This window comes from Dyadobacter sp. CY326, from assembly GCF_021390515.1.
Classification (GTDB): domain Bacteria; phylum Bacteroidota; class Bacteroidia; order Cytophagales; family Spirosomataceae; genus Dyadobacter.
Map to the genome: position 1 here is coordinate 255,728 of NZ_JAJUXI010000007.1, position 13,047 is coordinate 268,774.

The following is a 13,047-nucleotide window of genomic DNA, read 5'->3' on the forward strand; positions in this document are numbered from 1 at the left end:
GTGATTTGGAATCTTAGATCAATTTAAAAGCGACGCGAGATCAGCAGGTGAATAATTGATATTTTTGAGCGTTTTGTCATCTGCTGTGCGGTAAACGAGATATTTGCCATTGTCTTCCTTGAAATAGCATTCGGTTCCCTTGGCCTGATAATGCGCAACGGTCGCTTCGGCTTCGTCAATGCTGAGACATGCCTTCGACATATTCGAACGCTGCACTTCATCAAACAAAGCCCTGAACTTTTCGCCTAATCCGAACTCTAAAACCGCGCCCGACAACACATACTGCAGATCGCAAAGCGCGTCGGCGATTTCTACAATGTCCTTCTCCAAAATGGCAACTTCCAATTCTTTCAATTCCTCTGCCAGCAAAGCAACCCGCAATCTGCTGCGCTCCTCGGATGGAATTGCAGGCGCTTCCAGAATTGGGTGTTTAAAAGTTTTATGGAATTCAGCGACCTGGTTAAGGCTGTCCAATTGTTGCATTTTTATTTAGTTAAATTAATTTTTGTAAATGAATGTAAAAACCTCACATGGAGAGATTTGTCTTGAATAATTTGATCGCGATGGCTAGCAAAATAATCCCGAAAACTTTCCTTAAAATGTCCGTTCCGCCCTGCCCGAGTTTTCTTTCGAGCCAGTTTGAAGATTTCAGAACCAGATAAACAAAGAACAGATTGAGCATGATGCCGACCAGAATATTCTGCGTTTGATAAGCGGAACGCAGGGAAAGCAATGTGGTCATCGTAGCGGCGCCGGCAATGAGCGGGAATGCGATGGGAACAATAGAAGCGACGCCGACATCCATGTTGTCATGCTTGAAAATATTGCGTCCAAGGATCATTTCGAGACCTAATAAAAACAGGATTATCGCACCCGCTATGGCAAATGAAGCGACATCAACGCCGAAAAGGCTCAGTAATCTTTCTCCCAAAAACAGAAAAATGACCATTATAAAGCCCGCCGCCAAAGTGGCTTTTTCCGATTCGATTTTGCCCAGCTTTCTGCGAAAATCAACAATCAATGGCAGCGAACCCAGGATGTCGATAACCGAGAAAAGAATGAGTGTGACGGAAACGATTTCCTTAAAATTAAACATGGGGTCGGGCCTGGTGATCTGCCCGCAAAGTTGCTTAAAACCCACTGCTTACACAACCCTTAATGCGATTCGAATCAAAATTAGCGCGTCAATTAGCGCTTCCGGGCAGGAAGTTCAGGAATGTATTGAACTGCTTTTTATATTTCTCCTCATCAATTTTATAGAAGAAAGCACCTTTCTTTGAAAAGCCTTTTTGTTTCTCTTCCAGCTTAACCAACAGATTGGTTGAAAGGAGTTTACGGGAAAAATTACGCTTGTCGAGCTCCGTTCCGAAAATCGCTTCGTAAAGCTTTTGCAATTGCGGAATCGTGAATTTTTCAGGAAGCAGTTCAAATCCGATGGGATGCTGTGAAGCTTTGTAACGCAAATGCTGAATGGCCATTTCCACCATTGCGCCGTGGTCGAAAAGTAATTTCGGCAATTCCTGGATCGGGAACCATTGCGCTTCAAAGTTTTTGGAAAGCTTATGGTCGTAATCTTCCACATTAATTAATGCGAAATATGCCACTGAAACCGTCCTTTCGACCGGATCGCGCTGCGGGCTTCCAAATGTGTGCAGCTGTTCGAGGTAAATGTCTGTAAGATTGGTAAGCTCAAAAAGAATGCGTGATGATGCGCCTTCGAGGCTTTCGTCCGGCTGCACCCATCCACCCATCAAAGACCACGTATGATGCTCATCTTCAATTCCTCTTTTGACCAGTAACAATTTTAATTCTTCACCGTCAAAGCCGAAAATAATGGAATCCAGAGCGACCAGACACTTGGTTTGGGCCTGATATTGTTTTAATATGTCTAATCGCACAACTTGATACTGCGGGAGTGAGTTAATATTTAGTTAATAAAGCAAAACGCCCCTATTACTACTCATTCGCTATTTTGAGGTGAATGAAAGAAGAAATTCCTTCAATGTTTTGATTTCATTTTTGGTAATTGCCGGGAAGTTGGCAATGCGAAAACTGGTTTCCTTGTCCTTTCCATAACCGTTTCCCAACACGATGCCTTCCTGGAATGCTGCTTTTTTGATGGCCGCAATGCGCTCTTTCGAATCCTGAACGGCAACAACTGTTTCAGACCGAACTGACTCGTTTTCGACCAAAAGCGCATAGCAATTTTGGGGCAAAAATGAATACCAATCCTGTGCTCTTTCCCGCGTTTCCTGCGCAATATGTTCAATCGGCGCAACTTGGTCCATCACCCTGTCCATAAGGTAAATGCCTAATGTGTTGGGCGTGTAGGGCGTCTGGAATTTGAGAAAATTGTCGCGGATAAAGAGTAAACTGTTGTAATGTGACCGATTGCCGATCGCTAACGCGCGTTCAACTGCTTTTGGTGAAACGATCATCACGCCCATTCCCGCTGGCAACCCAAAACACTTTTGAACCGATCCATACCAAACGTCGGCGCTTTGCCAGGGAAGCATTACGCCAGCCATGGAAGATGTGGCATCAACGGCGATAATGTTGTCAAAATTCGCACGTAATGTGCTTAGAAATGCAGACGAAAGTGCTGTTCCGTTGGAAGTTTCATTGTGTGTAACGCAAATTACATCGTTAGCAGAAACTTGAATATCTGCATTCAGGACCGGCGTTTCATTGGTTTGAAATTCAAAAGACCTGGCGGAACCCGTCAGCTTTTGCGTGTATTCCATCCATTTCTCGCCAAATGCACCATTGTAAATGTGCAAACTGCCCTCCGAAATCAGGTTTTCAGCAATGATTTCCCAACATTCCGTAGCCGATGAAACGAAATAAACCTCATATTCATCGGGCACATTCAGCTTGGTTTTCAGACCGGTGATGGCGTGTTCGAGCATTTGCATGAAACCCGCGCTTCTGTGATTGGCGCTGATAATGCCGCTTTCGACCGCTTCCTGCAAATACTGCCCAACCTCGTGGTACACTTTGGAAGGGCCGGGATAAAAGGTTATCATTTTTGATTAAATAAATCCTTCGCGAACCATTGCTTTTTGCAACTTCTCGCCCAATTCATCCGAAGCTTTCAACAGCGGCAACCTTACGGCAGAACTGCAAATGCCTTTGATTTCAAGACATTTTTTAATGCCAACCGGATTAGATTCAATGTATAACAAAGTGTCAAATTCCAGAAATGCAAGCTGCAATCTGGCCGCTTCCTTGAAACGACCTTCCAAAGCATGCCAGGTAAGTTCACCAAATTCTTTTGGAAATGCATTGGCAATCACGGAAATAACGCCATGCCAGCCCACGCTCACCATTGTTGTTACGAGATTATCGTCACCCGAAAGCAGCAGAAAATCGTCCGGAACACGTGAAGCAAGCTCCATGCTTTGCTCAATTGATCCGCCGGCGTCTTTTATTCCAATGATATTGGCATGCTGAGACAGTTTCACAATAGTGTCCGGCTTCATATTAACAACAGTCCGACCAGGCACATTATATAGCAAGACAGGAACAGGAGAAGCGTCAGCAATGGCGGTAAAATGTGCAATTATGCCATCCTGAGTCGGTTTATTATAGTAAGGACAAACAGAAAGAATCGCATCAACTCCTGTAAAATCGGTTTCTGCAATAGAGTCCAGAACAGATTGCGTATCGTTGCCACCCAGACCGTAAACAATGGGAAGCGACTTGGGGTTATTCTTAATCGTAAATGCCAGAATTTCAAGCTTTTCCCGGGAAGTTACAGTGGGCGACTCTCCTGTTGTGCCTTGAACGACAAGGAAATCGGAGCCACCTTCGGAAACGAGGTCGATCAGTCTTTTTAATCCGGGATAATCGATTTGATTTTGCTCATCAAAAGGTGTAATCAGCGCCGCCCCTACTCCTTTGAAACGTTGGTCCAATGGCATTATTTACCTATATAATTGTTAGATTTCAAAACACAAAGTTAGCTTTCTAGGCCGTTTTTCTCTATTTATTCTCAATCATCGCCAAAAATTCTTCCTCACCAAGAATCGTGACACCCAGCTTTCTTGCTTTATCAAGCTTGGCTGGGCCCATGTTAGCACCTGCCAAAAGATAATTCAGTTTGCCCGAAACGCCGCTAAGCACACGCCCTCCATTGACCTCGATTTTCATTTTAAGATCGTCTCTTTCAAAGTTTTCAAATACACCTGAAATCACAAAAGTTTTGCCTTCCAGCAAGTCACTTTCAAGTTCAACGGGCTTTTCGTCGCTTTCCATTTGGATACCGGCTGCCTGCAATCGCTCAACAAGCTGCTGATTCTCGGGCACATCAAAGTATGAAGCAATGCTTAATGCTATCCTCCCTCCGATCTCGGGAACGGCAATCAGCTGATCATAAGTTGCCAACCGCAACGCATTCATCGACTTGAAATAAGCAGCCAGCTTTTCGGCCACCGTTGCACCCACAAACCGAATTCCAAGCGCAAAAAGCACATTTTTGAAAGGGACTGTTTTTGACAATGCAATGCCATTCAAAATATTCTCAACCGTTTTTTCGCGAAAGCTGATTTTCTTAACTTTTCCAGTTTCCTCATTCAAAATGTTCTTTTCGAGACCCAGCAATGTTTTTTCATTCAAATCGTACAAATCCGCTGGCGTGCGCACAAGTCCGAGATCGAAAAGCAACTCAATTTTTCCTTCTCCCAAACTTTCAATGTTCATCGCTTTTCGGTGAATGAAATGTTCGATCCGGCCTTTGAGCTGCGGCGGGCAATGGCTGTCGTTGGGGCAGAAAAAGGCAACTTCCCCCTCATTACGTTGCAGTTCTGAGCCGCATTCGGGACAATGTGTTGGGAAAATAAGCGGCTCGGTTGGATAATTTTCGCGTTGCGAAATGTCGACGCCGGTTATCTTAGGAATAATTTCGCCGCTTTTTTCGACAAACACCGTGTCACCCACTTCAAGTCCCAGTCTTAGCACTTCATTGGCGTTATGCAATGTTGCGCGCTTGACACGCGTCCCCGAAAGATGCACGCCTTTCACCTGATTATAGGGCAATGCACGTTCTGTAACATCGCAAAGGTTGGCGACCGGCGTAATCGCTCCCGTGCGGCCGACCTGGTAAGTCACCATGCGTAAAACTGCTGGCTTGTTTTCCGCCTTATATTTAAATGAAATGGCCCAACGCGGGCTCTTAGCCGTAAAACCAAGCTCGCGCTGCTGCTCGAACGAATTGATTTTGATCACTATTCCGTCTGTTGCCAATGGAAGCGTCAGGCGCTTATCTTCCCATTCATGAATAAATTCGAGGACCTCGTCAATCGTCTGCACTTTTTTCCAGCCGGGCGACACATTAAAACCCCACGATTTCAGTCCCAGCAAGCTTTCCTCATGACTTTTGAAAAATTCTGTGTCGGTTAAAAATGAGTAAAGATAGCAGTCGAGTCCGCGCCTGGCGGTTTCCGCAGAATCCTGCAATTTGAATGATCCGGAAGCCGCGTTTCTTGGGTTAGCATATTGATTTTCACCAAGAGTCTCCATTTCTTCATTCAGCTTTTGAAATGAAGTAAGCGGCATAAAACCTTCGCCGCGGATCTCAAATACGGGCGGCACATTCTCGGCCTTTACACGCAATGGCAATGACCGGATAGTTTTTACATTATGTGTGATTTCATCGCCTCGCGTGCCGTCGCCCCGCGTCACACCGCGCACGAGCATGCCGTTTTCGTATGTGAAGCTGAGCGAAATTCCATCAAATTTCAGCTCGCAAATGTATTCATAGGCCTCTCCATTCAATCCGCGCCGCACGCGGTCGTCAAAATTCCGCAGCTCCTGTTCGTTATATGTGTTATCCAATGACAGCATCGGATAACGGTGATAAACGGTGTTGAAATTCTTTGTAATCGTCCCGCCTACACGCAGCGTCGGCGAATCATCCAGCCGCAACTCCGGATGTTGATCTTCAAGCGCTTTTAATTTTTTCAGCAGCTGGTCAAATTCAAAATCCGACACTTCCGAAACATTGTCCTGATAATAGCGATAATTATAATGCTGCAGTTTTTCTGCGAGTTCCTGTATTTGCTGTTGTGGATCCATGTTAAGGCGGCTGTAAGGGGATGGAGGTCAAATTTAAGAAGCGTTCGCGCCGATTTCAAATGCTGGACGGCTTCCCGTTACTTTTTCTGAATTACGCGTATCAACAGAAAAAGAACCGAATTGACATACTGATTTTATCAAAACAACACTAAATGAATCTCTTAAAAAATTTGATTATTTTCGTAAAAACAAGCTATGCACATGAAAAGCACAGAAACAATCATTTGGCAGGACTGGGATCTGAGTCAGATCATAAACGGGGAGGAAATCATGTCTCCTAGCCCAAAGACGCCACACCAGAAAGCATCCCGCAAATTGCAAAGGGTTTTAGAAGACTATGCTAATGATCATGATCTTGGTGAGGTTTGGAACGCCCCGATGGACGTAATTTTCGAAGAAGATTATAACCGTTTGCAGCCAGACCTTATTTTTATCTCAAAAGAGAAGAAAGACATTGTGCAAGACTGGATCAGGGGTGTTCCCGATATGGTGGTTGAAATCGTGTCACAGAGCACGGTCAAGATGGACACGGTCGTCAAGAAAGAAATTTATGAGCGTTACGGCGTGCAGGAATACTGGCTTTTAAAACCCGAAAAACGAATTTTAGAAATTTACACGCTTGCGGATGGCCGATACGAACTTCATGCTTTGTTAGAGGAAAATGATGTCGTTAGTTCACCATTATTCCATGATTTAGCATTCAAGCTTAGCATTATATTTTAGTTTCTGCCTGAATCCATTCGAAAGGTGCAGTCGTGGTGAATGCTTGGGGAAGTTGCAACATTTGAAATCGGGGACAACTTCCTTAATTTCGGCCTACATTCATATTTTGATAACATTCATGGCTGAAATTGCTCCTTCTATACTTGCTGCCGACTTTGCAAACTTGCAGCGCGACATTGAAATGCTCAATGCAAGTCCCGCTGATTATATTCACGTTGACGTAATGGACGGCATGTTTGTGCCCAATATTTCTTTCGGAATCCCTGTTTGCGAGGCGATTAACAAGCATGCGACCAAACCATTGGACGTGCATTTGATGATCGAACAGCCTGATCGCTATTTCGAATCGTTTAAAAAAGCCGGGGCAGCCGGATTGACCGTGCATTATGAAGCTTGTCCGCATTTGCACAGAACAGTGCAGCACATTAAAGAACTTGACGTGCTGCCCGGCGTCGCATTGAACCCGCACACGCCCGTGGAAGTGCTTTCGGAGATTCTGGGTGACCTTTCGCTGGTTTTGATCATGTCCGTTAATCCGGGTTTCGGGGGGCAAAAATTTATTCAACACACTTATCAGAAAATTGCCAGGTTGCAGAGCCTGAAAGAAAAATTTGGCTATACATTCAAGATTGAGGTGGATGGCGGCGTTAATCTTGACAATGCGCCACTGTTGATCCGCGAAGGTGTCAACATTTTGGTTGCGGGAAGTTTCGTTTTCAGTTCGGAAAACCCCTCCAAAACCATTGCAGATCTAAAAAACAGCTGATTTTTCCAGACTCTGGAACACCAATTATATGTTAGAAAAAGTTTCCAGACACAAACCATGAAGTGGTTTAGATACTTCATTTTCAGCGTCTTGGCTGCAACTTGTCTTGCTGCTATCAACATTCCGCAGCCGAGCCAGATTGCTGTTCCTAAATTTCCATTGAAAATCAGCCCGAACGGCCGTCACATTACGGACAACAATGGCGTCCCTTTTTTGATGGTTGCTGATGTGGCCTGGCAAATGCTTCGTAAGCTCAGTCACAACGAGGCTGTGCAATATATGGACATCCGTAAGGCGCAGTCTTTCAACACATTCCTCGTGCAGCTTTTGCCTGCATTGCCCAATCAGCGCAATTTTAATAAGGCCCTTCCCTTTCTGGACAACGACCTTTCAAAACCCAATAAAGTCTATTTTGATTATTTTGAAAAGATCATTGCCGCGGCAAAAGAGCGTGATCTGGTCGTGGGAATGGTGGTTTCTCGAAAAAGCTGGAATGCACTTTTTGACGCGCAGGACCCGGCAGTTTGGAAAAATTACGGCGCTTTTGTGGGCAAGCAATTTGCAAAATATGACAACATTATATGGATTGTAAGCGAAGAAGAATATCAAACGGCGGCTCAATTTGAGGCTATTGCAGACGGCATACGCTCGGCTTCCGGAGGTCAGATTCTCGCATCATTAAGCACGTGCTCTCCGACGAGCGTCAATGACAGCTCGGCCGTTCGTTCGGACCTAAAATTCATCATTCCCGATTCGACAGTGACGCCAGCCGAATATGCTGCTTTGGCGAACTGGCAGAAAAACTCCGCTGAAGCAGCATTAAGACCCTTTTTGATTGCTAATTCAGAGTTCCCAAAAGAGATTACAGACCAATCCGTGCTAATCCGCAATCAGGCTTATCAATCCATTATGAGCGCTGCGGCGGGGTTTTGTCACATGAGCACGATCAAGAATTTTAACCCGACATGGAAAGTCAACATTAATAAGGACGGCGCGGAATACATTCATGAGCTGGTAAAGATTTTGAAAGGCATTCCGTGGGAATACATGCAGCCGGAAAATGTGCCCGAACTCTTGCCCGACTCTGCTGACAAAGCCGAAATTGGCATTGTTTCGTTGTCAAACAAGAGAATGTCGATGCTTTATCTCCCCGAATCCCGGCCCGTTAAACTGAATTTGAATTATTTGAATGGAACAACTTTTGCGGCTGTTTGGTATAGTCCGCGAACTGGGAAAAGGTGGCCGGGCGGAGAATTCAAGGCTGCACCAGAAGCCGTTGTCCAGCCACCAGATTCACAACCCGGCTGGGACTGGATTCTGTTGATCGGCGCAAAAAAATAAGGTTTACCAGGATTGCATCCATGACTAAAAGTATACTAATCAAGGCGTTCCTTCTGTTTTTGACAATTTTTGCGGACGAGGCATTCTGTCAGCAGATTTTGTGGGCCAATAAGGTGCTGGGCTATTCCTCCGAATACAGGCCGGCGCAGTATGGCCATGCATTCCGTTCAAAACAAATTTTGGGCATTCCCAACAAGCTTCCTGATTTTGGCAACAGCCCTTGCGCATGGTCGCCCGCAGAAGCTGACGGCCGAAATGAAGAATGGATTAAAGTTGGTTTTGAAAAAACAATATCACTGAAACAAGTCGCAATCGCGGAAAACTTTAATCCCGGCGCCATTGCGCGGGTGTATGCATATGATGAATCCGGAAAGGAATTTCTGATTTCGGAAACGCCCGCGACGCAGCTTTCTGTCAAGGGACGAATGCTCCGTATTTTTCCAAAACAGCAAAATCTGCTTGCTAATGCGATAAAAATCGTGATGCAACCTTCCAAAGTTTCGGGTTTCAACCAGGTAGATGCCATCGCGATCTCAGATGGCGTTAAGCCAGTCGAAGCCGTCATTAATGTTGCGAAAGGGCCGCTAACCACCACAAAGCGCGAAAATATGGGCGCGGCCATTAACAGCACCGGCCAGGAAGTTGCGCCGATTATTTCGCCTGATGGCAAGACGCTTTATTTTACACGAAGCAATTTCGTGGGGAATGTCGGTTCGCCTAAATCGCAGGACATTTGGTTTTCGACATTGAGTGAAAAGAATGTTTGGGGGCCGGCCGTCAATCTGGGGCCGCCGATCAATAATTTCGGTGACAATGCCATAACAAGTATTTCTGCGGATGGTAAAACGATTTATGTGATCAACATTTATCGCCCGGACGGAACCATGGAACTGGGCTTGTCGCGTTCCTTTCAAACCAAAACCGGGTGGACATTTCCGAAAGAATACAGAATCAATAACCTGCGCGAAAACTATAATGCAAACCAGAAAGGCGAGGCTGAAAGCATGGAAACCACCGTTTCGCCTTATGGGAATGTGATGATCATTTCCGTGCAACGCAGTGACACTGAGGGAAAAAAGGATTTGTATGTTTCATTTTTACAGTCGGATGACACCTGGTCCGAACCGCGGCATCTGGGCAATGTTATTAACACCGCAGATTATGAAGGAACACCGTTTTTAGCATTGGATAACAAGACGTTATATTTCTCATCGCAAGGCCACAGTGGTTATGGCGACGGCGATTTATTTGTAACAAGACGTCTCGACGATACGTGGATCAATTGGTCACAACCCGAAAATCTGGGTCCGGCAATTAACACTTCGCTTTGGGACGCTTACATTAACATTCCCGCGACGGGCGATTATGCGTATTTCAGCGCGAGTGAAAAAGTTGTAGGTCAGGAAGATATTTTTCGCGTAAGGCTCACGCCCGAGTTGCGTCCGGACCCGGTTGCAATCGTCACGGGGAACATTATGGAGGCGGAAACCAACAAACCTTTGCGATCCGATCTTATTGCGGAATTTAAAAAGAACAATGAGGTTTTTACAAAAGCAACATTTGATCCGGAAACGGGCGAGTATCGCATTATTCTGCCGCTGAAAGAAATTTACCGCATTACGGCTTCTGAAAAAGGCTATTTCCCCTTCACGGAGGAGATTAATCTTTCGCTGGACAGCACGCTCAAAACTATCAGAAAAGATCTCTATTTAACACCGATCAAAGCGGGTCAGCAAATCAGGCTGAGCAGCACAATGTTTGCACAAAGCAGCGCGGAAGTGATCCGCTCATCTTATGCCGAACTGGACCGGATTGTGAAGGCAATGACAGAATATCCGGAAATGGAAATCTTACTGGAAGGACACACTGACAATCAGGGAGAAGTACAGAAAAATGTTAAGCTCGCCGAGGACCGCGTGCAGCAGGTTAAAAAGTATCTCTTATCCAAAGGAATTGTAGCCAAAAGGATCCAAACCAAGGCCTGGGGGCCAGCCAAACCGATCGCCAGCAACCTGACAGAACAGACCCGCCAGAAGAACCGGAGGGTCGAGTTTACAATTCTTAAAATCTAAAAAATATCCTATAAAGGGAAATTTGCTTAATTTCGCGGCAACTCAATCTGTTTCGTCTCAATCTTGTTGGCGAAAATCGGAATATCAGCGCACGTCAATTTTCTTAAATGTCTCCAATCCGCACGAACGAAACCCTGAAAACCTGGCTCATTTTCGCCGTCATTATCATTGCGGGAATCGCGTTAAGAGTCTATCGCCTGGATCGTTACAGCATCTTTTTCGATGAAAGGAGCACATTGGTGATCAGTCAGGGAGTTGTTCTGGAAGGTGCTAATCAAAAGGAAGTCTTTTCCAAGCTAAAAGTTTCTGGCTCTGATTTCTGGAAAACGCCTGAATTTAGTCTCCGACCACCAAGAGTCTTGCGGTCATTTACCTATAATGAGACTTATTATCCACGCGCTTTTACGCCGGCAGAGTTTTGGGCACCCAAAACCATTGAAGATTATTACGAAGCAAATAACCGCAGCGACATTGGAAACAGCCCGTTTTATTATTTGCTGTTGCATAACTGGATCGAGATTTTCGGCCTGACCGATTTTTCAATAAGGTTTCTTTCTGTTGTTTTCAGCGTGCTCATCATCGGATTAACCTATCTTTTTGCGAGGCGTTTTTTCAGCGTTAACACCGGTTTGATTGCATCCGCCATTGTCGCCATTGAGCCGTTTTTTATCGGTTACAGCCATCAGGCGCGCAGTTATTCGCTGACTTTCTTCTTAACCTTGCTTGCGACTTATTTCTTTTTACAAATTGTCGAAAATGAAAGCAGTCGGCGCAAAACCGCGGGTCTTTACATTGGTTACATTATTGCAGCAGGACTGGGTTTAATGTCTCACTTTCTGACAATCGCTGTTTTGGTGGCCCATGCGGCATACGCATTGCTTTTCCTCAGGACGATCAAAGGCTGGATCAAAATGGCCGTTTCGGCTGCCGTAGCGCTGTCACCAGTGACTTGGTGGATGCTTTTCGGAGGTGGCATTTACACTTTGTACACGCTAAATTATCAGGCAGATTTGTATCGCAGAATGGCTGAAACGAAGCCTTACGACAATCCGTTTGGCGTAATTCTGCCGGCGACGCTTGGCAATGTTTTCACCAAATCGTTACCCATTTTTGCGGATCTGGTCATTTTTACCAATGGCCTTACCGATGCATTGGCAGGAAAGAAAAATGTGCTGGCTTCACTTTTCATTGGCATTTTACTGATCATTTTTTATCGCTTCCGCAATTATTTCAAGATCCCGGAAAGTTTGAAAATGGCGATTCCATTCCTATTGGTGCTGCTGGGGGCTGTTTTTTATAACAATCACAAATTGCAGTTCGTCATTTTCTCGATCAGCATTTTTGCTCTCTCGTTCATACCAGACGTCCACAGAAAAGCTGATAATCAGCAAAAAAAGCGTCTTTGGATGATTTACATCATGGCGCTTTTTCCAACCTTCTTTTTAATTTTAATGTCGTTTAAAAACGGGCACACGTATGGTTTAATGCAGCGCTATTCGGGCTTCTCGTTTCCTTATGTGATCATTCTTTTAAGCCTTTTATTACAATATTATAATACGATCCGGGTTGAGTTCAGGGCGCTGGTTTTCATTGGTTTGGCTTGCCAGCTCTATTTTGTTTCCGTGAGGCTTGTTGAATTGTACGAGGACCGGTCACCTAAATATGGCTATTTTTCCAATCCACGACAGCCGAATCCTTATCTGGAAGCTGCCGAAAAGATCAAGGCGCTTTATCAGTCGGGCGACACGATTCTTTATCCGGCTTCCCGTTACGAGATTTTGTCAGAAATGGATCGCACATTCCTGCCCTATTCGGTTCAGGATGCGCAGGTTACGAATTTATATTTGCCAAAAGACGCAAAATATGTCCAGGTAATGGATACGACGCAAACCACACATATTTTGCTAAAAAAAGCAGGTAAGGCAGAACCGATTGTGATCAAGAAACTGAAAGGACTACGTTACGGATTGGAATAAGCAATGTGTCCGGTTTGCAAAAGCCGACAAATAAGATTTCGTATATTGCAAACGCAAAATCGAAGATTAGCCCTTTATTTCGTGAGATTTTCTT

Annotated in this window: 11 protein-coding genes; 5 read left to right on the top strand and 6 right to left on the bottom strand. The window is 45.0% G+C overall.

The features are described 5' to 3' along the window. Positions 1-18: 18 nt before the first annotated feature. From LZG73_RS15830 to ligA, 6 genes are all read right to left on the bottom strand, one after another. Positions 19-483 (bottom strand): nucleoside triphosphate pyrophosphohydrolase family protein, encoded by a 465-nt coding sequence (locus LZG73_RS15830; protein WP_233851840.1) that lies wholly within the window; start codon positions 481-483, stop codon positions 19-21. 43 nt (positions 484-526) lie between these two features. Next, entirely contained in the window at positions 527-1,096 is a 570-nt protein-coding gene (locus LZG73_RS15835) for a MarC family protein (protein ID WP_233851847.1), read from the bottom strand. An 88-nt stretch (positions 1,097-1,184) separates the two neighbouring features. Further along, positions 1,185-1,898 carry an NrtR DNA-binding winged helix domain-containing protein gene (locus LZG73_RS15840; RefSeq protein ID WP_233851854.1) on the bottom strand — a complete coding sequence of 238 codons (714 nt, stop codon included), beginning with the start codon at positions 1,896-1,898 and terminating at the stop codon, positions 1,185-1,187. A gap of 69 nt (positions 1,899-1,967) precedes the next feature. Further along, complete coding sequence (locus LZG73_RS15845; protein ID WP_233851860.1) at positions 1,968-3,026, bottom strand: aminotransferase class V-fold PLP-dependent enzyme; 1,059 nt, start codon at positions 3,024-3,026, stop codon at positions 1,968-1,970. A gap of 6 nt (positions 3,027-3,032) precedes the next feature. Beyond that, entirely contained in the window at positions 3,033-3,923 is an 891-nt protein-coding gene (gene dapA / locus LZG73_RS15850; protein WP_233851865.1) for a 4-hydroxy-tetrahydrodipicolinate synthase, read from the bottom strand. A 61-nt stretch (positions 3,924-3,984) separates the two neighbouring features. After that, on the bottom strand, positions 3,985-6,075 hold the full coding sequence (gene ligA / locus LZG73_RS15855) for an NAD-dependent DNA ligase LigA (protein WP_233851870.1): 2,091 nt from the start codon (positions 6,073-6,075) through the stop codon (positions 3,985-3,987). Positions 6,076-6,276: 201 nt separating this feature from the next. Here ligA and LZG73_RS15860 point away from each other — a divergent pair, with 201 nt between their 5' ends. From LZG73_RS15860 to LZG73_RS15880, 5 genes are all read left to right on the top strand, one after another. Further along, positions 6,277-6,798, top strand: a complete 522-nt coding sequence (locus LZG73_RS15860) for a Uma2 family endonuclease (RefSeq protein ID WP_233851874.1) — start codon at positions 6,277-6,279, stop codon at positions 6,796-6,798. Positions 6,799-6,916: 118 nt separating this feature from the next. Beyond that, positions 6,917-7,564, top strand: a complete 648-nt coding sequence (gene rpe, locus LZG73_RS15865; protein ID WP_233851888.1) for a ribulose-phosphate 3-epimerase — start codon at positions 6,917-6,919, stop codon at positions 7,562-7,564. Between the two features lie 57 nt (positions 7,565-7,621). Then, positions 7,622-8,905: a DUF4038 domain-containing protein gene (locus tag LZG73_RS15870; RefSeq protein ID WP_233851893.1), complete on the top strand. Its 1,284-nt coding sequence runs from the start codon at positions 7,622-7,624 to the stop codon at positions 8,903-8,905. Between the two features lie 20 nt (positions 8,906-8,925). Beyond that, on the top strand, positions 8,926-10,977 hold the full coding sequence (locus LZG73_RS15875; protein ID WP_233851895.1) for an OmpA family protein: 2,052 nt from the start codon (positions 8,926-8,928) through the stop codon (positions 10,975-10,977). A gap of 107 nt (positions 10,978-11,084) precedes the next feature. Then, a complete protein-coding gene (locus tag LZG73_RS15880; protein WP_233851897.1) occupies positions 11,085-12,953 on the top strand; it encodes a glycosyltransferase family 39 protein in 1,869 nt (622 codons plus the stop codon). Positions 12,954-13,047: the final 94 nt, after the last annotated feature.